22 protein-coding genes are annotated in these 25136 nt (G+C 62.2%); 7 read left to right on the forward strand and 15 right to left on the reverse strand.

Annotated features, from left to right (window positions below; all coding sequences use genetic code 11):
* Nucleotides 1–2: 2 nt before the first annotated feature.
* From addB to trxA, 3 genes are all read left to right on the forward strand, one after another.
* A complete protein-coding gene (gene addB / locus ATY76_RS14080) occupies nucleotides 3–3197 on the forward strand; it encodes a double-strand break repair protein AddB (protein ID WP_088675372.1) in 3195 nt (1064 codons plus the stop codon).
* Nucleotides 3190–6744 (forward strand): double-strand break repair helicase AddA, encoded by a 3555-nt coding sequence (gene addA / locus ATY76_RS14085; protein ID WP_088675373.1) that lies wholly within the window; start codon nucleotides 3190–3192, stop codon nucleotides 6742–6744. The genes addB and addA overlap by 8 nt, the downstream gene beginning before the upstream one ends.
* 75 nt (nucleotides 6745–6819) lie before the next feature.
* Nucleotides 6820–7140 (forward strand): thioredoxin, encoded by a 321-nt coding sequence (gene trxA, locus ATY76_RS14090; RefSeq protein ID WP_004672616.1) that lies wholly within the window; start codon nucleotides 6820–6822, stop codon nucleotides 7138–7140.
* A gap of 75 nt (nucleotides 7141–7215) precedes the next feature.
* On the opposite strand, the gene ATY76_RS14095 is transcribed toward trxA, so the two are convergent.
* The 10 genes from ATY76_RS14095 to ATY76_RS14140 form a co-directional block, all read right to left on the reverse strand.
* A complete protein-coding gene (locus ATY76_RS14095) occupies nucleotides 7216–8568 on the reverse strand; it encodes a folylpolyglutamate synthase/dihydrofolate synthase family protein (protein ID WP_190233654.1) in 1353 nt (450 codons plus the stop codon).
* Nucleotides 8569–8595: 27 nt separating this feature from the next.
* Nucleotides 8596–9501, reverse strand: a complete 906-nt coding sequence (gene accD, locus ATY76_RS14100) for an acetyl-CoA carboxylase, carboxyltransferase subunit beta (RefSeq protein WP_088675375.1) — start codon at nucleotides 9499–9501, stop codon at nucleotides 8596–8598.
* A gap of 39 nt (nucleotides 9502–9540) precedes the next feature.
* Nucleotides 9541–10380 (reverse strand): tryptophan synthase subunit alpha, encoded by an 840-nt coding sequence (trpA, locus tag ATY76_RS14105; RefSeq protein ID WP_088675376.1) that lies wholly within the window; start codon nucleotides 10378–10380, stop codon nucleotides 9541–9543.
* Nucleotides 10381–10383: 3 nt separating this feature from the next.
* Entirely contained in the window at nucleotides 10384–11604 is a 1221-nt protein-coding gene (gene trpB, locus ATY76_RS14110; protein WP_088675377.1) for a tryptophan synthase subunit beta, read from the reverse strand.
* 2 nt (nucleotides 11605–11606) lie between these two features.
* Complete coding sequence (locus tag ATY76_RS14115) at nucleotides 11607–12275, reverse strand: phosphoribosylanthranilate isomerase (protein ID WP_088675378.1); 669 nt, start codon at nucleotides 12273–12275, stop codon at nucleotides 11607–11609.
* A gap of 75 nt (nucleotides 12276–12350) precedes the next feature.
* A complete protein-coding gene (locus tag ATY76_RS14120) occupies nucleotides 12351–13109 on the reverse strand; it encodes a SprT family zinc-dependent metalloprotease (protein WP_088675379.1) in 759 nt (252 codons plus the stop codon).
* 107 nt (nucleotides 13110–13216) lie between these two features.
* Nucleotides 13217–13654, reverse strand: coding sequence for a DUF2852 domain-containing protein (locus tag ATY76_RS14125; protein WP_088675409.1), 438 nt, complete (start codon nucleotides 13652–13654; stop codon nucleotides 13217–13219).
* A 143-nt stretch (nucleotides 13655–13797) separates the two neighbouring features.
* Nucleotides 13798–15075 carry a polyhydroxyalkanoate depolymerase gene (gene phaZ, locus ATY76_RS14130; protein WP_088675380.1) on the reverse strand — a complete coding sequence of 426 codons (1278 nt, stop codon included), beginning with the start codon at nucleotides 15073–15075 and terminating at the stop codon, nucleotides 13798–13800.
* Between the two features lie 204 nt (nucleotides 15076–15279).
* Nucleotides 15280–16122 (reverse strand): fumarylacetoacetate hydrolase family protein, encoded by an 843-nt coding sequence (locus ATY76_RS14135; protein ID WP_088675381.1) that lies wholly within the window; start codon nucleotides 16120–16122, stop codon nucleotides 15280–15282.
* Between the two features lie 95 nt (nucleotides 16123–16217).
* Nucleotides 16218–17171 carry a glutathione S-transferase family protein gene (locus tag ATY76_RS14140; protein WP_088675382.1) on the reverse strand — a complete coding sequence of 318 codons (954 nt, stop codon included), beginning with the start codon at nucleotides 17169–17171 and terminating at the stop codon, nucleotides 16218–16220.
* 171 nt (nucleotides 17172–17342) lie between these two features.
* Here ATY76_RS14140 and ATY76_RS14145 point away from each other — a divergent pair, with 171 nt between their 5' ends.
* A complete protein-coding gene (locus ATY76_RS14145; RefSeq protein ID WP_088675410.1) occupies nucleotides 17343–17627 on the forward strand; it encodes a DUF2218 domain-containing protein in 285 nt (94 codons plus the stop codon).
* A gap of 148 nt (nucleotides 17628–17775) precedes the next feature.
* Nucleotides 17776–18375 carry a nitroreductase family protein gene (locus tag ATY76_RS14150; RefSeq protein WP_088675383.1) on the forward strand — a complete coding sequence of 200 codons (600 nt, stop codon included), beginning with the start codon at nucleotides 17776–17778 and terminating at the stop codon, nucleotides 18373–18375.
* Between the two features lie 69 nt (nucleotides 18376–18444).
* Here the strand turns inward: ATY76_RS14150 and gyrB are convergent, their stop codons facing one another.
* The 5 genes from gyrB to ATY76_RS14175 all read right to left on the reverse strand — a co-directional run bounded on the left by gyrB (nucleotide 18445) and on the right by ATY76_RS14175 (nucleotide 23775).
* The gene (gene gyrB, locus ATY76_RS14155) at nucleotides 18445–20880 is read right to left on the reverse strand and encodes a DNA topoisomerase (ATP-hydrolyzing) subunit B (protein WP_088675384.1); all 2436 of its coding nucleotides are present in this window, start codon (nucleotides 20878–20880) and stop codon (nucleotides 18445–18447) included.
* Between the two features lie 136 nt (nucleotides 20881–21016).
* A complete protein-coding gene (locus ATY76_RS14160) occupies nucleotides 21017–21394 on the reverse strand; it encodes a helix-turn-helix transcriptional regulator (RefSeq protein ID WP_088675385.1) in 378 nt (125 codons plus the stop codon).
* Nucleotides 21391–21960, reverse strand: coding sequence for a Smr/MutS family protein (locus ATY76_RS14165; protein WP_088675386.1), 570 nt, complete (start codon nucleotides 21958–21960; stop codon nucleotides 21391–21393). The genes ATY76_RS14160 and ATY76_RS14165 overlap by 4 nt, the downstream gene beginning before the upstream one ends.
* On the reverse strand, nucleotides 21960–23078 hold the full coding sequence (locus tag ATY76_RS14170; protein ID WP_088675387.1) for a murein transglycosylase A: 1119 nt from the start codon (nucleotides 23076–23078) through the stop codon (nucleotides 21960–21962). The genes ATY76_RS14165 and ATY76_RS14170 overlap by 1 nt, the downstream gene beginning before the upstream one ends.
* Complete coding sequence (locus ATY76_RS14175) at nucleotides 23071–23775, reverse strand: Tim44/TimA family putative adaptor protein (RefSeq protein ID WP_088675388.1); 705 nt, start codon at nucleotides 23773–23775, stop codon at nucleotides 23071–23073. The genes ATY76_RS14170 and ATY76_RS14175 overlap by 8 nt, the downstream gene beginning before the upstream one ends.
* Nucleotides 23776–23907: 132 nt before the next feature.
* On the opposite strand from ATY76_RS14175, the gene ATY76_RS14180 reads away from it, so the two are divergent.
* Both ATY76_RS14180 and secB read left to right on the forward strand, forming a co-directional pair.
* Nucleotides 23908–24414, forward strand: coding sequence for an FxsA family protein (locus tag ATY76_RS14180; protein ID WP_088675411.1), 507 nt, complete (start codon nucleotides 23908–23910; stop codon nucleotides 24412–24414).
* A 99-nt stretch (nucleotides 24415–24513) separates the two neighbouring features.
* Nucleotides 24514–24993, forward strand: coding sequence for a protein-export chaperone SecB (gene secB, locus ATY76_RS14185; protein ID WP_008528719.1), 480 nt, complete (start codon nucleotides 24514–24516; stop codon nucleotides 24991–24993).
* The last annotated feature ends 143 nt before the right edge of the window (nucleotides 24994–25136 follow it).

Here is a 25136-nt window from a genome sequence, read left to right on the forward strand (position 1 = left end):
TTATGGCGGAGCGGCACCAGCCACGCATCCTGACGATCCCGGCGGGCCTTCCCTTCCTGAAAACCCTGGCGGCGACACTGTGCGACGGCCGGCTGACGCCTCTCTTCCGGCATGAGGCCGACGATCCGCTGTCGCTCGCGAGGGTGACGATCTACCTGCCGACCCGGCGCGCCGTGCGCGTGTTGCGCTCGGAATTCGTCGATCTGCTCGGCGGCCGCTCGGCGATTCTGCCCGTCATCCGTCCGCTCGGCGAAACCGATGACGACAGCGGCTATTTCGACGAAGCGCTGCCGGCGACCATCGACCTCGCCCAGCCGCTGTCGAACACCGCCCGCCTGCTGGAGCTTGCCCGCCTCATCCTTGCCTGGCGAAACAAGCTGCCGGAGATCGTCCGCCACATTCATTTGGACTCGCCGCTTATCGCGCCGGCAAGCCCGGCGGATGCGATCTGGCTCGCCCGCAATCTCGCGGAGCTGATCGATTCCATCGAGACCGAGGATCTCGACTGGTCGGAGCTGTCGAAGCTCGACACCGGCGACTATGCCGCCTGGTGGCAGCTGACGGCGGAATTCCTGCAGATTGCCAGCGCGTTCTGGCCGGCGCGGCTTTCCGAACTCGGCAAATCCTCGCCGGCGCGGCACCGGAACGCCATTCTCCGGGCTGAGGCAAACAGGCTTTCGACAATGACGCCGACCGGGCCGATCATCATTGCCGGTTCGACGGGCTCCGTTCCCGCCACCGCCGATCTCATCGCCGCCGTCGCCAATCTGCCCGAGGGCGTGATCGTGCTGCCCGGGCTCGATCTCTCCATGCCGGATCGTCACTGGCCGCTGGTCGCGCCGGAGCCGGCGCCCGGACAACATGCCAACCCCGCAAGCCGCAGCCATCCGCAATATGGCCTGTCATCGCTGCTGAAGCGGCTGAAACTCACGCGTGCCGACGTCGCGCCCCTCGATAGCCCCGAGGCCGATCTCGACCGGCGCGCCGAAATCCTGTCACGCGCGCTCACTCCGTCCGAGGCAACCAGCGACTGGGGCACCTGGAGGAACGACCTGCCCGGGGGCGCCCTATCCTCGGCCTTCGCCGAGGTTTCGCTGATCGAAGCCGCCAACGAGCGCGAAGAAGCGACGGCGATCGCCATTGCGCTGCGGCTCGCGCTGGAAAGGCCGGGCCAGGATGGCGAGAGCCGGGCGGCGCTGATTACGCCGGACCGCAATCTCGCCCGGCGGGTGATGGCCGAGCTCTCCCGCTTCGGCATCCTCGCCGACGATTCGGCCGGCACGCCGCTTGCAGCCACGCCGCAGGGCACGCTGCTGCAATTGCTCCTGGAGGCGGCGCTGCGGCCGGGCGATCCGGTGGCGATCGTCTCACTGCTCAAACATCCGCTCGCCCGTTTCGGACTGGAACGCGACGCGCTGATTTCCGCCACCGAGGCGCTCGAGCTGCTGGCGCTGCGCGGCGGCGTGGCCGAGATGGATATCGGTGCGCTCGAACCGCTGCTTACCCATCAGCTTGCCGAACAAGCCCTGGACAGGCACGCGCCGCAATGGCGAAAGACGCTTCCGCCCGAAGCAGCCGACGCCGCATACGAGCTCGCGCGCCGGGTCCAAAGGGCAACCGAACCTCTGGCTTCGGCCCTGATGCGGCACCGGCCTGAAGATCGCGGCCGGACGGCAAGCTTCACCTTGTCCGACTGGGCGGAGCGTACCGGCCGTTGCCTCGAATCCGTCGCGGTGGATCCGAAAGGCAATCTTGCCGATCTCTGGTCCAACGAAGCGGGCGATGCGCTCGCCGCGCTGCTCGGTGAGGTCATCGACACCGACGGCCAGATGGAGGCCGACGGACCGCAATGGATCGACATCATGGCGGCCCTTGCCGCCGGCCATGCGGTGAAACCGCGGGCGCTCAGCCATCCCCGGCTCTTCGTCTTCGGCACGCTGGAAGCCCGCCTGCAGAGCGTCGACACGATGATCCTGGGCGGCCTCAACGAAGGCTCCTGGCCCGGGCAGACCGCCAATAATCCCTTCATCCCACGCATGATGAAGACGGAAATCGGCCTGGAGCCGCCGGAACGGCGCATCGGTCAGCTGGCGCATGATTTCGAGATGGCGAACGGCACGCGGCATCTGATCTATTCGAGAGCGCTGCGCCAGGGTTCGACGCCGACCGTCGCCTCGCGTTGGCTGCAGCGGTTATTGGCGCTCGGCGGCGAGGCGTTCGAAGCGGAATTGAAAGGACGCGGCAACCGGTTCCTGCAATGGGCGGGCCTCATCGACCGAGGCGAGGTGCAAGCACCGGCGCAGCGGCCCTCGCCGAAACCGCCGCTGGAGCTGCAGCCGAAATCCTATTCCTTCAGCGAAGTCGGCCGGCTGCGCCGTGATCCCTATGCGATCTATGCCCGCCGCGTCCTGCGGCTCGACCCCGTCGATGCGTTCAACCGCGAGCCGGGAGCGGCCGAACGCGGCACGCTCTATCATAAGATCATCGACCGGTTCATCCGCGAGGCGCATGTCGCCGGCACGCCGGAGGCGGTTGCGGCCATGGAGCGCATCCTTTCCGAGCTTTTCGACATGGAGAGGCTGCCGCCGCATATCGACGCCGTGTGGCGGCCACGCTTCCGTGAGGTGGCCCGCGCCTTCCTCGCATGGGAAGCCGACCGGCGGCCGGGCATTCGCAAGACGCTGACCGAAGTGCGGGGCGGTGTCGAGCTGGAGCCGATCAATATCCGGCTCAACGGCGTCGCCGACCGTATCGACGTAGTGGGACCGAACGGCGCCGATATCATCGACTACAAGACCGGCTACAATCCTTCGCCGGCGCAGGCGCGCGCGCTTCTCGATCCACAGCTTGCTCTCGAGGCGGCAGCGCTCAGCGCCGGCGCCTTCCGCGATGCCGGCAGCCTCGTGCCGCAGGATCTGCTCTATGTCCGCCTGCGGCCGGGACGGCGTTTTCTGGTCGACACCGTCAACAACGAGAGCTCGGCGCGCAGCGACAAGGCAAAATCGGCAATGGATCTGGCCGAGGAATCGATCGACCAGCTGGTCAAATTCGTGGGGCTGCTACAATCCGGCGAAAAAGGCTTCACCTCGCGACTCATTCCGGCGCAGCAGTTCGATTTCGGCGGTGACTACGATCATCTTGCCCGCGTCTCCGAATGGTCGACGGCCGAAAACGAGGAAGGCGGCGGCGATGAATGAAACGACCGACCTTCCCGACAGCGACGAACCGGGCGCCTGGATCGGCTGGACGACGATCCAGCAGGCGATCGCCTCCGACCCGGCGCGTTCAGCCTGGGTGTCGGCCAATGCCGGGTCCGGCAAGACCCACGTTCTGACCCAGCGCGTCATCCGGCTTCTGCTTGCCGGGGCGCGGCCTTCGGCCATTCTCTGCCTCACCTATACGAAGGCGGCGGCGTCGGAAATGTCGAACCGCGTCTTCGAGCGGCTGGCGGAATGGGTGGTGCTCGACGATGAAGATCTCAGCCGGCGGATCAGCCAGATCGAGGGCGCAGCACCCGACAGGATCAAGCTCGCCGAGGCCCGGCGGCTGTTTGCCAAGGCGCTGGAGACGCCGGGCGGCCTGAAGATCCAGACGATCCACGCCTTTTGCGAGGCGCTGCTGCATCAGTTCCCGCTGGAGGCCAATGTCGCCGGGCATTTCTCGGTTCTCGACGATCGCGCCGCGGCGGCGCTGCTTTCCGACGCACGCCGCGCCTTGCTGACGGCGACCGCGCCGGCGGGAGACAGCGCGCTTGCCGAGGCCTTTGCCTATGTGCTCAATCTCGGCGACGAATCCGGCCTTGAGAATCTACTCGGCGACATCGTCGCCAACCGCAATGCCATCCGCCGTTTCACCGCGTCGGCCGAACAGCAGGGCGGTGTGGAGATGGTGCTGCGCGAGAGGCTTGGCCTTGCCGCCGATGACACGGAAAGAGGGATCGCGGCGCAATATTGGCCGTTGCCGGAGCTTTCGGGCGCCACGCTGGAGCTTTATCTCTCCCTTGCCGACCAGAAGGGCGGTGCGAAGGCGCAGGAGGTTGCCTACGGGCTGAGGCTCGCCGGACGCGAGCGCGACGACACGAAACGCGCGGAAATGCTCGAAAAGATCTTCCTGACGGCGGCGAAGGGCGAGCCGAAGGCGGATTCGCAATTCTTCGTCAAGGCCATGCTTGCCGAAGCGCCGCAGCTGGCCGATGCCATCGCTGCTGCCCGCGCGCATGTCGCGGCAAGCCGCGACCGGCTGAAAATGATGCGGATGTACGGCGCCACCCATGCGGCACTCGTGCTCGCCGACCGGCTGAACCACGACTATGAGGAGCTGAAGAAGCAGCGCAGCCAGCTCGATTTCGAGGACCTGATCACCAGAACCGCCGATTTGTTGACGAAAAGCGGCGTCGGTCCCTGGATCCATTACAAGCTCGACCGGGGTATCGACCATATCCTGGTCGACGAGGCGCAGGATACCAGCCCGATCCAATGGAGCGTCATCCAGTCGCTTGCGGAGGATTTCTTCTCCGGCGAAAGCGCCCGGCCGGTCGTGCGCACGCTCTTTGCCGTCGGCGATGAGAAGCAGTCGATCTATTCCTTCCAGGGCGCGCGGCCCGAACGGTTCTCCGAGGAAAGCGACCGGACGCGGCGGCGCGTTTCCGACAGCGGCCAGAGCTTTTCCTCGATCCGGCTGCCGCTTTCCTTCCGCTCGACCGCCGACGTGCTCGAAGCCGTCGACCAGATCTTCACATCACCCGACAATGCCCGCGGCCTCAGCGCGGTCGGCGAACCGGTCGTGCATCGCTCCAGCCGCATCGGCCATCCGGGCGCCGTCGATCTCTGGGAAATGGTCGCGCCAGAAGTCGTTGTGAAGGAAGAAGACTGGACGGCGCCCTTCGACGCGACGCCGGAGAGCGCGCCGGCCGCGATCCTGGCGCGGCGGATCGCCCATTCGATCGGTGCGCTCGTCGGCCGCGAGACGATCGTCGAGAAAGGCAAGGAACGGCTGATCGAGGCCGGTGATATCCTCGTGCTGGTGCGTAAGCGCGACGCCTTCGTCAATGCGCTGACGCGCGCGCTGAAGCGCCGCGGCGACATCCCCGTCGCCGGCGCCGACAGGCTGGTGCTGACCAGCCACATCGCCGTGCAGGATCTGCTGGCGCTCGGCCGCTTCCTGCTTCTGCCCGAGGACGATCTTTCGCTTGCCGCCGTGCTCAAAAGCCCGCTTTTCGATCTCTCGGAGGATGATATCTTCGCGCTCGCCGCCCTGCGGAGCGACAATGAGAGCGTCTGGAGCAATCTCAGGAAATTCGCCACTGATGGCACGGAACGTTTCCGTACCGCGTTCGAGAAGCTGGGACTCTTCCTGCGCCAGTCGAAAAGCCTGTCGGTGCATGATTTCTATGCGCGCGTGCTGGGCAGCCATGGCGGGCGGCGGCAATTCCTGGCGCGTCTCGGCACCGAGGTCAGCGATATTCTCGACGAGTTCCTGACGTTTACGCTCGACCATGAAACATCCGGCCTTCCCGGGCTGCAATCCTTCATCTCGACCCTGGAACTCGAGGCACCGGAGGTGAAGCGTGAGCAGGACAAGGGGCGCAACGAGGTCAGGATCATGACGGTGCATGCGTCCAAGGGTCTGGAAGCGCCGATCGTCTTTCTCGTCGACGGCGGTTCGAAGGCCTTCACGCATACCCATCTGCCGAAGCTTCGGCTGATCGAATCGAGGTCCGGCGAGCCGCCGATGCCGGTCTGGGTGCCTGCTTCCGACCTTGCCAACTCGCTGACGCAGAGCGATTCGGCGCGTATTCAGAAGCTCGCGGAAGAAGAATATCGCCGGCTGCTCTATGTCGCCATGACGCGCGCCGCTGATCGCCTCGTCGTCTGCGGCTATCGCGGCGTGCGTGCCAATAACGACACCTGGCATATGATGATTTCGGCTGCGCTGCACGAAGATCATCCCTATGTGGAAAACGCCGCATTTTCCGGCCCGGACGGCGAGTGGCAGGGCACCAGATGGCGCGTGCCGCGGGTCGAACTGAGCTTCGAACGTCTCGACCGCAGCCACCACCGCGAAAGCGAGGAAGCCTTGCCGGAAGGCCTGTTGAGGCCTCTGCCGCCGCAGGCCGAGCTGCCGCGGCCGCTCAGCCCTTCCGGGGCCGGCACGATCGTCGACGAAGATGAGGGCGGCCTGCTCGTCACTTCGCCGCTGTTCAGCGAGAAGGCACGTAGCGACCGGTCGCTGGAGAAAGGCAGGCTGATCCACCGGATGCTGCAAGCGCTTCCCGACATTCTGCCTGCGGAACGGCCCGATGCCGCGGAGCGTTATGCCGAGCGGGCGGCCCGATTCTGGCCGGAGGCCGAACGGCGCAAACTGGTAGATCCAGTTCTGAAACTATTGGACGGGGAAGGTCTGCGGCCCGTGCTCGGCGAGCAGGCGCGGCCCGAAGTGTCGATCATGGGAACGCTGACGCTGGACGGCAAGCGCTATGCCGTTTCCGGCCGCATCGACCGGCTTGCCGTGCTTGCCGACCGCGTCGTCATTCTCGACTACAAGACCAACCGGGTGCCGCCGGCAAGCGAAGAAGCGATCCCCTTTGCGCATAAGGCGCAGCTTGCGATCTATCGCGAGATCCTGGCACCGCTCTATCCCGGCAAGCGCATCGAGTGCATGCTCGTCTACACAGAGAATGCCTCGCTCTATATACTCAGCGAAACGGCGCTCGGTTTGGCGCTTGCAGGACTCAAGACAAAGTGAAATACCGGACATTGAAAATTCGGCACCGCAGCATCACATGTGGTTCAACACATAATTCCGTTAAAGGAGCAGCCTATGGCTACCGTGAAAGTCGATATCAATAACTTCCAGTCGGAAGTTCTGGAATCCGCAGAACCCGTCGTCGTTGATTTCTGGGCTGAATGGTGCGGCCCGTGCAAGATGATTGCTCCGAGCCTCGAAGAAATCTCGGTCGAAATGGAAGGCAAGGTCAAGGTTGCCAAGCTCAATATCGACGAGAACCCGGAACTCGCCGCACAGTTCGGCGTGCGCTCCATTCCGACCCTTGCGATCTTCAAGGGCGGGGAAGTCGCCGATATTTCGGTCGGCGCCAAGCCGAAGACGGCTCTGTCGAACTGGATTTCGAACGCCGCCTGATCGATTGATGTCACATTGACGAAAAAGCCCGGTTTCGACCGGGCTTTTTTCATTTTAGGCTCTTCATGTCGCCGCTCACTTGGGAGGCGTGCCGTTATCGGCAAGCACGTCGCCCACCAAGTAAAGTGAGCCGCCGACGAGAATGCGCGGCGGCAATGCCTCCGGATCGAGCGCGGCCTTTATCGCTTCCAGCGCATCGGCGACCGTCGACATCGGTTCGGCGACGAGGCCGGCATCATAGGCGGCATTCGACAGGATCACCGGATCGATCATTGCATCGCTGCCGCGGATCGGCACGCAGAACACCTTTTCGACCAGGCCTGCGAAGGCCTTGAAGTAACCGACCGGGTCCTTGGTGTTGATCATGCCGATGATCAAGAAAAGCGGGCGCGGCTGGCGCTCCTCAAAATTGGCCATGGCTTCGGCGATGACTTCACCGGCGCCGGGATTATGCCCGCCATCGACCCAGATCTCGGCGCCGGCTGGCGCGTTTTCCAGCAGCCGGCCTTCGCTCAGGCGCTGCAGCCGGCCCGGCCACTCCACGAGATTCATCGCCTTTTCCATCATCGTCTCGGTGACGGTGAAGCCCGCGGCCTTGACGGCGCGGATGGCGGCGGCGGCATTGGCATATTGATGGCGGCCGGGAAGGCGCGGCAGCGGCAGGTCGGCAAGCCCATATTCGTCCTGATAGACGAGGCGGCCATATTCCTCATGCGCCATGAAATCCTGCCCGAAGACGGCGCTCGGGCAATGCAGCCGCTCGGCCGTCGACATCAGGACGTCGAGTGCGGCATCATATTCCTGGTGGCCGATGACGACGGGCAATCTCGGCTTCATGATGCCGGCCTTTTCAGCCGCGATCAGTTCGACCCTGTCGCCGAGATAGGGCTGGTGATCGAGCGAGATCGGCATGATGACCGAAACGGCCGGATCGGAAATGACATTGGTGGCGTCGAAGCGGCCGCCGAGACCGACTTCGATGATCGCGGCATCGGCCGGATGTTCGGAAAACAGGATGAAGGTGACCGCCGTCAGGATTTCAAAGACGGTAATATGCTGTCCGGCATTGGCATCGGCCACGCGGCGGAGAGCATCGGCGAAAACGGCGTCATCGACGAGCTGCCCACGCCCGCCCGCCACACCGATGCGATAGCGTTCGTGCCAATTGACGAGATGCGGCGAGGTGTGGACATGGGCGCTATAACCGCCGGCCTCGAGCAAGGCGCGGCAGAAAGCGGTGACCGAGCCCTTGCCGTTGGTGCCGGCGACATGGATCACCGGCGGCAGTTTCCTGTGCGGATTGCCGAGCACATCGAGAAGACGGGTGATGCGATCGAGCGACAGATCGAACCCCTTGGGATGCAATCCCATGAGTTTTTCGATCTCTTGCGCTGCCTCACTCACCGCGGTTTGGCCTCTGGGTATCAATTCGGCACCCCGCCTGCTTGTCGGTTATCAGGCGCTCGCCGCCAGGGCGATCGCGCCGCTATTCATGTCGTTGGCCGCCGAGACGGGCTTCTTCGTCAGGATCTTCAGGAGACGCGCCAGCGTTTCCGGAATGTCGTGACGTTTGACGACCATATCGACCATACCATGTTCCAGCAGGTATTCGGAGGTCTGGAAGCCTTCCGGCAGCTTCTCACGCAGCGTCTGCTCGATCACGCGCTTGCCGGCAAAGCCGATTTCGGCGCCGGGCTCGGCCAGATGAATATCACCGAGCATGGCGTAGGAGGCCGTAACGCCGCCGGTCGTCGGGTTGGTCAGCACGACGACATAGGGCTGGCCGGATTCCTTGAGCAGGTCGACGGCGACCGTCGTGCGCGGCAGCTGCATCAGCGAGAGAATGCCTTCCTGCATGCGCGCGCCGCCGGAAGCGGGGAACATCACCAGTGGGCACTTTTCGGAGGTCGCGCGTTCGAACGCCTTGACGATCGCCTCGCCGGCGGCAATGCCGAGCGAACCGCCGATGAAGTTGAACTCGTGCACGACGGCCACGAGCTTCAAGCCCTGCACCTTTCCGAGACCGGCGAGGATCGTGTCCTCCTGTTCGGTCTTCAGACGGCTGTCGCGGAGACGATCGCTATATTTCTTGGAGTCGCGGAACTTCAGCGGGTCCTGGGCGACCTTCGGCTGCGGCAGCGATTCATATTCGCCATTGTCGAAGAGATCGGCCAAACGCGCCTTGGCCGGCATCTTCATGTGATAGCCGGAGGCCGGAATGACCCATTTGTTGGATTCCAGATCCTTGTGGAAGACCATCTCCCCGGTTTCCGGGCACTTGATCCAGAGGTTCTCCGGCACTTCGCGACGGCCCAGCATGGAATTGATCCGCGGGCGAACGTAGTTGGTGATCCAGTTCAACTCGATTTCTCCTAACTGAATAGCGCCAATGTGGGAAAACTATTCGGCAGCAACAAGGCGCGCCGAACGGGTTCCCGAGGAAAGGCCGCGCACCAGCGTTGCGACCGCCAGAACCGTGTCCGCCGTGGCTTTTCCATCCTTGGTCAAGCTGGTGGCGACCTGATTGACGATGGCGGTGCCGACGACGACGCCATCGGCCGAGCCGCCGATGACCTTGGCATGTTCCGCCGTCTTGACGCCGAAGCCAACGCAGACGGGCAGCTCCGTATGCTGCTTGATGCGCTGGACGGCGCCCGAAACCAGCGACGGATCGGGCAGCGCCGAGCCGGTGATGCCGTTCATCGACACGTAATAGACGAAGCCGGAGGTGTTTTTCAGCACGGCGGGCAGGCGCTTTTCGTCGGTGGTCGGCGTTGCCAGTCGGATGAAGTTGATGCCCTTGCGGATCGCCGGAATGCAGAGTTCGTCATCCATCTCGGGCGGCAGGTCGACGACGATCAGGCCGTCGATGCCGGCGGCCAGAGCATCGTCGAGAAATTTCTCGACGCCGTAGATGTAGATCGGATTGTAGTAGCCCATCATCACGATCGGCGTCGCATCGTCGGTCTTGCGGAAATCGGCCGCCAGCTGCAGCGTCTTCTTGAGCGTCTGGCCGCCTTTCAGCGCGCGCTGGCCGGCCAGCTGGATCGCCGGACCGTCGGCCATCGGATCGGAAAAGGGCATGCCGAGCTCGATGATGTCGGAACCCGCCTCCGGCAGCGCCTTCATGATCCCGAGAGAGGTGTCGTAGTCAGGATCGCCGCCCATGAAATAGGTCACAAGCGCCGGACGGCCCTCGGCCTTCAGCTCGGCAAAGCGTTTGTCCATGCGTGCGGTCATGTCTTACAGTCCCATTCCCAGAATCTTGCCGACGGTGAAGATATCCTTGTCGCCGCGGCCGGAGAGGTTCATCAGGATGATCTCGTCCTTGCCCATCTTCGGCGCGCGCTTGATGACCTCGGCAATCGCATGCGCGGCTTCGAGCGCCGGGATGATGCCTTCGAGGCGGGTCAGCGTCTGGAAGGCTTCGAGCGCTTCGTGGTCCATGATCGGCACGTAATCGACGCGACCGATATCACTCAGCCAGGAATGTTCGGGGCCGATGCCTGGATAATCGAGGCCGGCCGAAATGGAATGGCCTTCCTTGATCTGGCCGTCGCCGTCCTGCAGCAGATAGGTGCGGTTGCCATGCAGCACGCCCGGCGACCCGGCGGTGATCGAGGCGCAATGTTCTTCGCCCTGCAGGCCCTTGCCGCCGGCTTCGACGCCGACGATCTTCACCGAGGGATCATCGAGGAAGGGATGGAAAATGCCGATCGCATTCGAGCCGCCGCCGACGGCAGCGACGACGAGATCCGGCAGACGGCCTTCGGCCGCCAGCATCTGCTCTTTTGCCTCGGCGCCGATCACCGCTTGGAAATCGCGGACCATCTCCGGATAAGGATGCGGGCCGGCTGCCGTCCCGATCAGGTAGTAAGTATCCTCGACATTGGTCACCCAGTCGCGGAGCGCCTCGTTCATCGCGTCTTTCAGCGTGCCGCTGCCTGCCGTCACCGGCTTCACTTCGGCGCCGAGCAGCTTCATGCGGAAAACGTTCGGCGCCTGACGTTCGACGTCGGTCGCGCCCATATAGACGACGCAGGGAAGTCCGAAGCGCGCGGCAACGGTGGCGGAAGCGACACCGTGCTGGCCGGCGCCGGTTTCGGCGATGATGCGGGTCTTGCCCATGCGCTTGGCGAGCAGGATCTGGCCGATGCAGTTGTTGATCTTGTGCGAGCCGGTGTGATTCAGCTCCTCACGCTTGAAATAGATCTTTGCGCCGCCGAGTTCTGCCGTCAGCCGCTCGGCGAAATAAAGCGGGCTCGGGCGCCCGATGTAATGGGCGCCGAGATGCTTCAATTCCGCCTGGAACACCGGATCGGTTTTCGCCTTGTTCCACTCATCCTGCAGATCGAGGATCAGCGGCATCAGCGTTTCGGCAACGAAACGACCGCCGTAGATGCCGAAACGGCCATCTTCGTCAGGTCCGGAACGGAAGGAATTCGGTTTAGGCGTTTCGTTCACTCTCAACTCCCTGAGGTCATGACCGGCGCATCCGCCGTTTCGACCGCATCGAAAAATTCATCGATCATCGCGACGCTTTTGACGCCAGGCTCCGTTTCGACGCCCGAGGAGACGTCGATACCACGCGCCTTGGTCCTCACAAGCGCATCCGCGACATTGTTCTTGTTCAGCCCGCCGGACAGCATGTAGTCGATGCTGCCGTCGAGCCAGCTCAAGAGGCTCCAGTCGAAGGAAATACCGTTACCGCCCGGCAGTTCCGAGCCTTTCGGCGCTTTCGCATCGAACAGGAAGCGGTCGGCAATGCCGATATAGGCCTCGACCCGCTTCAGATCGTCGGCCGTGCGCACCGAAAATACCTTCATGACAGGCAGGCCATAAAGCGCCTTGATGGTCAGCACGTGTTCGGGGCTCTCATTGCCGTGGAGCTGCAGAATATCCGGCTTCAACAGCGAGACGATCTCATCCAGCTCGTCATTTGTGGCATCGACAACGACGGCGACGATCTTCGCCTTGCCGCGGGCCGGTTCGGCAAGTTTTGCCGCCAGGTCCGGCTCGATGTAACGCGGGCTCTTTTCGAAGAAGATAAAACCGATATGGGTCGCGCCGCGTTTCAGCGCACGATCGATCGCTTCGGGCGTCTTCAAGCCACAGATCTTGATATCCGGTTTCATGGCAGCGAAGTGACACGAAATGCAGCAAGAGTCGAGCCAATTTGCAGGGAACGCTGCATTTAGCGCGGTCTTCCGTCAGTCAAAATCGATGGCGTGCAGCTGGCTGCCGTGCCGCTTCAGCCAGGATTTCGCTTCCTCCATGCCGGGGCAGAGCTTCTTGCACAGCGCCCAGAAGCGCGGCCCGTGGTTCATCTCCTTGAGATGGGCAACTTCATGGGCGGCGAGATAATCGATCACCGATGGCGGCGCCATGATGATGCGCCAGGAAAAGCTCAGATTTCCCTCCGACGAGCAGGAGCCCCAGCGGCTGCGGGTATCCTTCATCGAGATCGAGCGGATCGGCGCCCGGATCGTTGCGGCATGCGCCGCCGACAGCCTCTCGAGATCGGCGCGCGCCTCCTTCTTGAGGAAGGCCGCAATGCGCCGTCCCACATGTTCCGGCATACCGCTGACGCTCAGCACCGGGCTGCCATCCAACGAGACCACCTCCGTCAAGCCACGCAGGCTGCCGGTATGCACGATGTGGTGGGAAACTCCGCGCAGGAGGATCTTGCCGCCGTCGCGCAGCCCGGTGTCGGTCGAAAACTTCGCAAGCTTGGTAAGCAGCCATCCCTGGTGCCGATCGAGGAAAGCATTGACCTCGCGCGCCGCAAGGCCTCTCGGCACCGTCATCTTCAAGGCCCGGCCGCCCGGCTCGATGCGCAGCGTGATGCGCGTTGCCTGATCGTGCTGCTTGATGGTCAGAGGCATAAGCCGGCCGGCGACATCGAGCGTCCGTGTTTCGGGCGGAGCCGGCTTTCGCGCCTTTGGCCGTGTCTTCAGAAGCGGAAACATGGGTGTTTTCTATACGATTCGCCGGCGAATCTAAACGATTTGCGGCCCGGGCGGACATGGAAAAACCGGCATCGCGAGATGCCGGCATCTGTTCATTGCTAGACCATTCACGGCGTCTGAAATTCGGCGACCGGGCCGCCATTGTCATCGCGCTTGGCGTTCTTGCGCTCGCGCATGAAACGGTCGAATTCTTCCTGGTCCTTGGCGCGGCGGAGTTCCCTGAGATAATCGTCGAATTCCTCGCGCATTTCGTCGAGCTTGCGGCGCTCTTCCTCGATCCGGTCGAGCTCAGCCTTGCGCCAATCGTCGAAGGCGACGTTGCCGGTCGAGAAATGCGGGCGGTAACGGCCATGCGAACGGCGGCAGGAGGCGAAGATGCCATCGGTCGCCTGATTGACGTCGCGCTTGAAGCCGCGCAGACGCTCGCCGAAGATGATATAGGCAAGCATGGCCAGACCCAGAGGCCAGAAAACCATGAAGCCGAGAATCATCAGGGCAATGGTAGCCGGAGTCCAATCCGGTCGAAGCAATGCTGACTGGTTCATCGTGCGGTATCCTTGCTTTCCGCGCCCGGCAAGATACCGAACGCTGAAATCGATGTGGTTACCGCAATAGGTGCCTTCAAGACGATTGCCCGCGAAATCGGACAAGGTCTTGAATCGGTTCTCCTAATTCAGCTACCGCTGAATCAGCCGGTTCGGCCGCCCTTGATGACGCGCTGAACCGGACGCTTAATCCCCGAACGGGAATGCTGGCGGACGAAATTGACGATGCGCGGCGCAATCTCGCGGCGGAACCGCGAACCGTTGAAAACGCCATAATGGCCGACATCCGGCTGGAGATAGTGCATACGCATATCTTCAGGAATGTTCGCGCAGATGGTCTGCGCCGCCTTCGTCTGGCCGACGCCCGAAATATCGTCGTTCTCGCCTTCGACGGTCAGAAGCGCCACCTTGCGGATCGCTGCAGGATCAACGCGTTTGCCGCGATGCATCAATTCGCCCTTCGGCAGGGAGTGCTTTATGAAAACCTCCTCCACCGTCTGCAGATAGAACTCGGCGGTGAGATCCATGACGGCGAGATATTCGTCGTAGAAATCGCGATGTTTTTCCGGCTCGCCGTCGTTCTTCACGAGATGCATGAAGAATTCCTTGTGGGCGACGAGATGGCGGTCCAGGTTCATCGACATGAAGCCGGAAAGCTGCAGGAAGCCGGGATAGACAGGACGCATGAAACCCGGCTGCGGCCAGGGCACGTTCATGATGACATTATCGGAAAACCACTGCAGCGAGCGTTCGTGAGCAAGCTTGTTGACCGCCGTCGGGTTGATGCGCGTGTCGATCGGACCGCCCATCAGCGTCATAGAGGATGGCGAAAGCGGATCGTTGGCTTCCTCCATCACCGCGGCTGCGGCAAGCACCGGAACGGAGGGCTGGCAGACGGCGATGACATGCGTGTCGTGGCCGAGGAAATGCAGCATCTCGATGACGTAATCGACATAATCGTCGAAATCGAAGGTGCCTTCCGTCATCGGCACCATGCGGGCATCGATCCAGTCGGTGATGTAGACATCGGCGCTCGGCAGCAGCGCCTCGACGGTGCCGCGCAGCAGCGTGGCATAGTGGCCGGACATCGGCGCGACGATCAGGATGCGGGGATCGCTGGCGCGGCCGGGCGGTAAATTTCGTGAAAAATGCAGGAGATTGCAGAAGGATCGCGACCAGACGACCTCTTCGCGTACGGAAACCGTCTGATCGCCGACCGTCGTCTGCTTCAGTCCGAATTCCGGCTTTCCGTAGCGCCGCGTCGTACGCTCGAACATTTCGAGACTTGCCGCCATCGTCCGGCCCAACGGTGTGTTGGAAAATGGATTCAGCGGATTGGCATAGGCAAAACGCATGATGTCTGCCGCGGCGCGAAACGGCGCCATGGCGGCATGATTCAATTCATAAAGCTGATAGAACATAGAAGGCGCCACCTTTCTCTATCGAAAAGATGACGTCGATTGATAGACATCGAATCTTTCCGCACGCTGGCACGTAACGCAGACTATCAGGTTTTTGTTGCACAGCAACATAGACGTGCCGTAGCTGCACAAGAAATGCCAGAAGTGTTGATCTCTGGCATCACCATAGAGCCGAAAGCTTAAGGTTCAGCTGAGGTAGCGTCGTTAACGATCCGCGACGAAGCTCTGCTTCTGGCTGCCGAGGCCTTCGATGCCGAGTTCGACGACATCGCCGTCCCGGAGGAAACGCGGCGGCTTCATGCCCATGCCGACGCCGGGGGGCGTTCCCGTCGAGATGACGTCGCCGGGACGCAGCGACATGAACTGGCTGAGATAGGAAACGATGTGGGCGACGCCGTAGACCATGGTCTTGGAAGAGCCGTTCTGCATCGTCTGGCCGTTGACCTTCAGCCACATGGCAAGGTTCTGCGGGTCGGCGATCTCATCCTTGGTGACCAGCCACGGGCCGATCGGCCCGAAAGTGTCGCAGGACTTGCCCTTGGTCCACTGGCCGGCGCGCTCGGTCTGGAAGGCGCGTTCGGAAACGTCGTGCGAGACGCAATAACCGGCGACGTAGTCGAGCGCGTCGGCTTCGCTGACATATTTCGCAGTATTGCCGATGACGACGCCGAGCTCGACTTCCCAATCGGTCTTTTCCGAACCGCGCGGGATGAGAACGTTATCGTTCGGACCAACGATCGCCGACGTCGCCTTCATGAAGATGACAGGCTCCGGCGGCACGGTGGCGCCGGTTTCGGCGGCATGGTCGGAGAAATTGAGGCCGATGCAGATGAATTTGCCGGTGCCGGCCACGCAGGCGCCGATGCGGCCCGGGGCAAGTTCGGGGAGGCTCTTCGGATCGATCGCCGCGATCTTTGCAAGGCCCCCTGGCGAGATTGCCTCACCGCCGATATCGGCGACGTGGCCGGAGAGATCGCGGATCTTGCCATCGGAATCGAGAAGCGCCGGTTTTTCACGGCCTGCTTCGCCAACACGCATCAGCTTCATGGAATGCCTCCTCATCGAAAACGGGATATGCAACCACCTATGAACGAATTATTCATCGGTGTCATTACGGCTTTGACGTGAAGCGGTACGGCCTCCTAGAAAATTTCAGAGAGATCCGGGCCGGCGGGGACGATTTTCGTCGGGTTGAGGCTTTCGACCGAATAGTAGCCTCGCTTGATGTGGTCGAGATTGACGGTTTCGGCGATGCCCGGCCAATCCAGCATGCGCCGGCAGAAGGCGCGCAGGTTGGCGTAATCGGAAAGCCGGCGCAGATTGCATTTGAAGATGCCGTGATAGGCTGCATCGAAGCGCACCAGCGTCACGAACAGGCGGATATCGCTTTCCGTCGGATGATTGGCGAAGAGGAAAGGCTTGCCTTCGAATTGCGGCTCGACCCAATCGAGGCAGGAGAAGACATCGGCGAAGGCCTCCTCATAGGCGATCTGGGTGGTGGCGAAACCGGCGCGGTAGACGCCGTTGTTAAGCGCGGGATAGATCCGGTCGTTGAAAGCATCGATCTCGGCGCGCCTCTCCACCGGGTAGAGATCGATCGGATGTTTTGCCAGATCGCCGAAGCCGCTGTTCAGCATGCGCAGGATATCGGCGGATTCATTGTTGACGATGGTCTGCCTCTGCTTGTCCCAGAGGACCGGCACGGTGGCCCGGCCGGTAAAGCCAGGCGCCGCCCTCGTGTAGATTTCATGGATGTAAGTCGTGCCGTTGACATGATCCCGCGTCGCACCGGGATAATCGCCGAAGCGCCAGCCCTGTTTCGTCAGCACCGGCTCGACCACGGAAACGGAAATGGCGTCCTCCAGGCCCTTGAGCTTGCGGCCGATCAGGGTGCGGGAAGCCCAGGGGCAGATATAAGCGACATAGAGATGGTAGCGGCCGGCGACGGCTTTAAAACCGCCCTCGCCCGTCGGCCCGGCACTGCCGTCCGGCGTCACCCAGCTGCGGAAACTCGAAATCTGCCTGACGAAGCCGCCCTTTTCATCCTTCGCCTGAACAGGCTGCCAGTCTTCCGTCCATTTTCCGTTCACAAGCATGCCAACTCTCCGATCCATCTTCGAAGCGGTTCCTTATCCTGCTTCGGCGCCGGCGTAAGGCCGGTTTTCTGAAGACAGTCCGTCCACCCGGCTGCGACGACGACGCGCTTGCCAAGCCGGCAAGCCAGGAAATATGACTTGGCTGCAGTCCAAGATGAGATGGAGTTCGACATGCACCTCTCCAAGGCCGTCGTGCGCACCGAAAATGCGAGCCGCTACCTCCAGCAGCTCTGCAAGCACTGGAGCCACAAGTTCAGCGTCGATTTCGATCCGCACAAGGGCCGGGTGCCGTTCAGCGACACGGCGGAGGTGACCTTTGCCGCCGACGATGCGGGCCTGACCATGACACTATCCGTCGCCGATCCCGCGCAGCAGGCAAGGATGCAGGGCGTCATCGACGATCATCTGAAGCGTTTCGCCTTCCGCGAGGAACTCGACATCGTCTGGACCGACTAGAACAGGATGATTTTAGGCCCGGTTGGCCCTAGAATCTGAATCCTGTTCTAAATTAAAGAGTTAGAGGATGATGTCATGAGAAAACCGCTCACACTTTTCGGCATCATGCGCTAGCCTCACCCCGATTTCATGTCCCCAGGGAACAAGCATGACGAAAAGCAATAACCGCGAATCCCAATATCTGATCGATCCGATGTTTCTCGACCGCTGGTCACCCCGCGCCTTTACCGGCGAAATCATCGAGGAAGCACAGCTGCTCAGCCTGCTCGACGCCGCCCATTGGGCGCCGTCCTCTTCCAACCAGCAGCCCTGGCGCTTCATCTATGCCCTCAAAGGCTCGGAGCATTGGGAGAAATTCGTCGCTTTACTCGTCGATGCCAATCAGGAATGGGCAAGGAACGCGTCGGCGCTGATCTTCGTGGTGTCGCGCGCCTTCACCGGGGTGGCCGGTTCCGGCGAGGAGAAGCCGAGCTACACCCATTCCTTCGACGCCGGTGCCGCCTGGGGCCATCTGGCGCTGCAGGCGCGCCTCTCCGGTTTCTACGCCCATGGCATGGGCGGCATCAAACATGAGGACATCATGAAGACCTTCGGCATCCCTCAGGGTTTCCGCGTCGAGGCCGGCGTTGCCGTCGGCCGTCTGGCCGACAAGAGCGTCCTTTCCGAACGCAACCAGGCGCGGGAATTCCCCAGCCAGCGCAAGCCGCTCTCCGAGGTCGCCTTCAACGGCCGTTTCGTCGCGAACTGAGCCATGCCTGAATGAACAAAAGCCCCGCCGTCCAGGGAACGGCGGGGCTTTTTAGCGGAAAAATATCAATCAGATATCGAGATTGGCGACGCTGAGCGCGTTGTCCTGGATGAATTCGCGCCGCGGCTCGACTTCGTCACCCATCAAGCGGGCGAAGAGGCCGTCGGCATCGGTGGCGTCCGCGACCTTGACCTGCAGCAGCGAGCGCACATTCGGATCGAGCGTCGTTTCCCAGAGCTGCTCGGCATTCATCTCGCCGAGGCCCTTGTAACGCTGCATGCTGAGGCCCTTGCGGCCACTGGCGAAAATCGCGTCGAGCAGGGCGCGCGGCCCTGAAATCTCGATGTCGCCGTCGCGTCGATGCAGCGAAGGCGGCGCCTGGTAGATTTCCTTGAGGCGCGATGTCAGCTGATCGATGTGGCGGGCATCCGAGGAACCGATCAGCGCCATGTCGAGCACGACTGCTTCCTTGACGCCGCGAACCATGCGTTCGAGGCGCAGGCCGCCATCGCTGGTCAGATCGCCCTGCCAGCCGCGCTCGGTCTCTTCGGCGATGATGTCGAGACGGCTTGCGACCTCGGTTGCCAGCGCCCGGGCTCTTTCGGTATCGCTGACGAGCTCGGCATTGAGCGCGCCGGCGATCGCCGCCTGTTCGACGACGGCCCGATTGTAGCGCGAATGGAGATTGTCGAGCAAAGCGCGCATGCGCAACGCATCGAGAATGACCTCGCGCAGATCCTGGCCGGTGCGGACCTCGCCGCTGCCGAGCCTCAAAGCCGCATCTTCGAGACCCTGGGCGATGAGATATTCCTCGAGCGCCTTTTCGTCCTTCAGATACTGCACCGATTTGCCGCGCGCGACCTTATAGAGCGGCGGCTGGGCGATGTAGAGATGGCCGCGCTCGATCAGCTCCGGCATCTGGCGGAAGAAGAAGGTGAGCAGTAGCGTGCGGATATGGGCGCCGTCGACATCGGCGTCCGTCATGATGATAATCTTGTGATAACGCAGCTTTTCGGCATTGAACTCGTCCTTGCCGATGCCGGTGCCGAGCGCGGTGATCAGCGTCCCGATTTCCTGGCTCGACAGCATCTTGTCGAAACGGGCGCGTTCGACGTTGAGGATCTTGCCGCGCAGCGGCAGGATCGCCTGGTTCTCGCGCGAGCGGCCCTGCTTGGCCGAGCCGCCGGCGGAATCGCCCTCGACCAGGAAAACTTCGGACTTTGCCGGATCGCGCTCGGAGCAGTCGGCAAGCTTGCCGGGCAGCGAGGCGATGTCGAGCGCGCCCTTGCGGCGGGTCAATTCACGTGCCTTGCGGGCCGCTTCGCGCGCCGCGGCGGCTTCGACGACCTTGCCGACGAGGATCTTGGCTTCGCTCGGATGCTCTTCGAACCAGGTGTTCAGCGCCTCGTTGACGAGGCTTTCGACGACAGGACGAACTTCCGAGGAAACGAGCTTATCCTTGGTCTGCGAGGAGAACTTCGGATCCGGCACCTTGACGGAGAGGACCGCCGTCAGGCCTTCACGACAATCCTCGCCCTGCAGCGTCACCTTTTCCTTCTTGGTGATGCCGGAATTATCGGCATAGGACACCACCTGGCGCGTCAGCGCCGCGCGGAAACCTGCCATATGGGTGCCGCCGTCACGCTGGGGAATGTTGTTGGTGAAGCAGAGCACGTTCTCGTGATAGCTGTCGTTCCACCACATCGCCACTTCGACGGTGATGCCGTCCTTTTCGCCGCGGATGGCGACCGGCTTGTCGACAAGCGGCTTCTTCGCCCGGTCGAGATAGGCGACGAAGGCCTCGAGGCCGCCGTCATAGCGCATCTCTTCCTGCTTGATATCGGAATGGCGCTTGTCGGCCAGCAGAATGCGGACGCCGGAATTCAGGAAGGCGAGTTCGCGCAGGCGGTGCTCCAGCGTGCTGTAGTCGAACTCCGTCATGGTGAAGGTTTCGGTGCTCGGCATGAAGCTCACTTCGGTGCCGGTTGCATCCGGGGCATCGCCCGTGACTTTCAGCGGAGCATCGGCCACACCATGGGTGAAGCTCATTTCATGGATCTTGCCGTGGCGGCGGATCTTCAGCTTCAGCCAGACGGAAAGCGCATTGACGACGGAAACGCCGACGCCGTGCAGACCGCCGGAGACCTTGTAGGAATTCTGGTCGAACTTACCGCCGGCATGGAGCTGGGTCATGATGACTTCGGCCGCAGAGACGCCTTCGCCGGTATGGATATCCGTCGGAATGCCGCGGCCGTTGTCGGTGACGGTGACCGAACCATCCGGATTGAGGGTGACGGTGACGATATCGGCGTGACCGGCGAGCGCTTCGTCGATTGCGTTGTCGACGACTTCATAGACCATATGGTGAAGGCCGGAACCATCGTCGGTGTCGCCGATATACATGCCGGGGCGTTTGCGTACGGCATCGAGGCCCTTCAGGACCTTGATCGAATCTGCGCCATATTCGCTGCTTACGCCGTTTTCCGTCGCGGATGTATCGCTCATTCTGTCGAGATTTTCCCTGTTGTCGTAAAGCGGCGGCGGGCCTTGCGAATCACCGGCTTTCTTTACTCTCGTATATAGGTTTTTTGAGGTCAGTTCCCAATGGTAAGCCCCCCGGAACAAGGCATAAAACAGGGGATTATGACGCTTTTCCGTCGTTTTTGGCGCCATTTTCGAGAAGAGCCGATAACCGGGCGATCTCGGCGCTGTCAAGGTCGCGGATCCGCCGCGCCAGCCGATTGGCGAATTCGGTATATTCCGGCGGCAGGCCCGACGTGTCGATCACGACACGCGGGTCGGAAGAGCGGGCGAGCAGGAACAATTCCTCGGCCTCGTCCCAGATGATGTTGAAATAGCCGGCGATGCGCTGGAGCAGATCGAAGGTCGGCAGGCCGCGCTTTCCGTGTTCGAGGGCTGAGAGATAGGCGGGGGAGACGTTCAGCGCTTCCGCCATTTCCTTTTGCGAGACGCCCTTGCGCGCTCTCAGCCTGCGAACCGCCTCGCCGAAGGGCGTCATGGCCTTTCCCCATGCCGCCGCGACAGGCGGATATAAAGCGCGCCTTCTCCGCCGTGATGCTGGGCGGCGGATTCATAGGAGGAGATCAGGTAGCGGAATTCGGGCTTGGAAAACCAGAGGGGCACGGCGCGTTTCAGCGCGCCGTCGCTGCCGAGCGAACTCCCCTTGCCTGTTATGACGAGGACATGGCGCATGCCGCGCTCATGGGCGCGGATCAGGAAATCGAGAAGAATGGCATGGGCTTCGCTCTGCACCAGCCCATGCAGATCGATGCGCGCCTCGAGCGCCAGCCGGCCCTTGGCGATCTTGCGTTTGACCGGCCTTTCCAGCGGATGATGCACGCCGGCCGGCCGTTTCGATGCCGAGGGTGCCGCCGGCTGTTCCGGCGCGGATGAGGCGGGCATCTGCTTTTCGGTCTTCTCCCGTTCGGCCGCTGCTTCCGTCTCGGCGAGAAAGGCATCGAGTTCGCTCAGTTCACCCGTCTTGCCGGGCATCGGCCGGGTGCTGCGCGCCACCTTTCCCCAGAGGATCCTCTCATCCGCGCTGAGCTTACGATCCCTGGCCATCAGTCGAAGCGCCCGGCGGCGGCATTGGGGATGAGGATGGCGAAATCGGCATCGTTGCGAACGGTGCCCGCACTTTCTCCCGCCAGATCCCCCGAGCCGGTGAAGATGTCGCCCCGCGCCGGCCCAACGATCGCCGAGCCGGTATCGAGCGCCAGCATCAGTCGGCAGAAGGGCCGGCCCTGGTCGAGATGGCTGAGGCTTTCGGCACGAATGAAAAAGGGGAAGCCGAAAGTGTGGATGATCCGATCGACCGCCAGCGAGCGACCGGCAAGAAGCGGCACCTTGGCGGCCGCGATCGGACCGGCCTCACGATCGGCGCCCGCCGCCTCCCGGAAGAAAATATAGGAGCGATTGTGCCATAGCACCTCGTCCACCCGCTCGGGATTGCGCACCAGCCAGGCGCGGATCGACTGCATCGAAATCTCCGCACGGTCGATCTCGCCCCGCTCGATCAGCAGCTTGCCGATCGCCGAGAAAGGATGACCGGCCTTCGCCGCGTAGGTGATGCGGCCGATGCGGCCATCCCTGTAGCGCAGCCGGGCGGCGCCCTGCACATGCACGAAGAAGACATCGACCTTCGATTTCGCCCAGGCGATTTCAAGGCCGCGGCCTTCGAGGAAGCCTTGGTCGATTTGACGGCGGTCCGGATAGACGCCGACGCGGCCGTCCTGCAGACGGCCGAAAACATAAGCCGCATCCAATTCGGCGGGGCGATTGGTCTCATCGAGATCGATCAGATCGTCCGGGCGGCGATAGAAGGGAAAGCGGAAAATCGCGTCCTGATGGTCCGACACCTCGATCTCGGGCTCGTAAAAAGCGGTGACGAAGCCCGGATTGGCGTCTTTGCGGCGGATCAGAAAAGGCCGACAGTGCCTCTCGAAGAAGGCGCGCGCCGACGCCGGGGAGGAAGGCGTGAAATCTTCGGCGGCGATCAGAAGCGGAAGCAGATCGTCCGAACTCAGGCCGAGCGTACCGGTGCGGTAGGGTTTGACCTCGGTGATCTGCCGCCGGCAGCTCCGCATGACTTCAAAAAGGCCGGAGGGATCATCATCCTTCCAGCCTTCCAAATGATCGAAACTCACAGCCTGCAGGACGAAGTCCGATGCCTGGTCACTCATGTTCCGATTCGGTCGCCACAAGTTTCCAGTTCGGATCGCGCGAGCGGGTATCGCGGGCGAAGGTCCAGAGATCGTTGACCTCGGCGACGTTTTCGGCGTCGCCCTCGATCAGCGCATCCGCCTTGTCATAGGTCGCCGATATCAGCTGGCTGATGATGCGCACAGTGATCTGCGCTTCGCTGCCCTTCGTCTCGGCATGGGTGATTTCGGCCTTGTCGATGCCGACGAAGGTGGATTTCACCTTCTCGCCCCGGCTTTCCCGTTCACCGATCGCGGCGTCGAAGCCGTCGTAGACTTCGCGGGACAAAAGGTTCTTCAGGGTTTTCCGGTCGCCGTCGGCATAGGCCATGACGATCATTTCGTAGGCCATGCGGGCGCCATTCAGAAACTCCTTCGGGGTGAAGGAAGGATCGGCCTTGTTCAAGGCGCGCAGCGATTCGTTGAGCGGCGTGCCCGGGGCAGCGACGGCATCGATGGCGGAAAAGCGATCCTCATCCTCGCTCGCGGCATCGCGGCGGGGCAGCGTCACGACCTTACCGCCATCGGCGGTGTCGGCCGGCGCCGCATCCCGCGGCGTATAGAGATCGCGCGGCGGCTTCTCATTTCCCGTGCGGCGGCCGAGCACGGAGCGCAGCTGAAAGAAAATCAGCACCGCCGCGACCAGGAAGAATAATGTGATGAAGTCGTTCGAACTCATATCGTATCGCAACCGCCGTTAACATCTCTGATTTGTACTCCCATATAGTCCGCCTATACAGATGATTCAAATGATGGCTGGCATCTTCGCCGGCGTCCAGAGGAGACCGGCGAGGCCGGGGAAATGACGACCATGCGTTTTTCGATCCTGCCAGCTTTCATTCTGCTGCTGCCGCTCGCCGAAATTGCCGGTTTCGTCGTCGTCGGCCGGGCGCTCGGATTGGCGCTGACGCTGGCGCTGGTGATGCTCAGCTTCGTCGCCGGCATGATGCTGCTGCGCCGCCAGGGCATCGGCATTCTCCGGCGCATGTCGAGCGAAGGGCGAAACGGATTGATGCCGGGGCGCGAGTTGCTGCGGCCGGCGATGAACGTCATCGCCGCGCTGCTGCTGATCATTCCCGGATTCCTCTCCGATCTCATCGCTATCCTCATTCTCATTCCGCCGGTGCGCGATTTCGTCTGGCGGGCGATCGCCAGACGTTTCGTCGTCGTCAATGCCAAGGGCGGCTATTCTCCCGGCCCGCAGCCCGATGTCCGGGATCGCAACCCGAATTCGAAGGTGGTCGATCTCGACGAGGAGGACTATCATAGGGAGCCGAAGCCGAACTCGCCGTGGTCCGGCAGACATCTTGGCGATTGAGGTCCGCCGGCCGATCAGCCGCGCCGAGCGCCCAGGGTTGTAAGCCCTTGTCTGAAATGTTAGATGGCGGCACCATTCATGCCCTTCGAGGAAAAGCCAATGGCAGACGATAACAACAACGGTGCGACCAGCCCCACCCTTTCGATCCTTGCGCAATACACCAAGGACCTCTCCTTCGAAAATCCGGGCGCGCCGCGTTCGCTGCAGGCCCGCGACAAGGCGCCGACGATCAACATCAATGTGAACGTCAACGCCAACCCGCTTTCCGACACGGATTTCGACGTCGTGCTGTCGCTGAATGCCGAAGCCAAGGACGGCGACAAGACGGTCTTCCATACCGAGCTCGTCTATGGCGGCGTCTTCCGCGTTGCCGGCTTCCCGCAGGAGCACATGCTGCCGGTTCTCTTCATCGAGTGCCCGCGTATGCTCTTCCCCTTCGCCCGCCAGATCATCGCCGACGTCACCCGCAATGGCGGCTTCCCGCCGCTGATGATCGACCCGATCGACTTCACGCAGATGTTCGCCCAGCGCGTTGCCGAAGAACAGGCCCGCGCCAAGGTTCAGGCCGTTCCGAATTGATCGGAACATTTCCGCTGTGGAAATCAAGATGCCCGGGCAAGTCCCGGGCATTTTTCATTGCAGCGCCAAATCGATTCCGATTTTAAAGCATGTCCCGCAAAAGTGTGCAGCGGTTTTGCGGCAACGACATCCGCAAAACAAAG

The organism is Rhizobium sp. R339 (assembly GCF_002211395.1).
GTDB lineage: Bacteria > Pseudomonadota > Alphaproteobacteria > Rhizobiales > Rhizobiaceae > Rhizobium.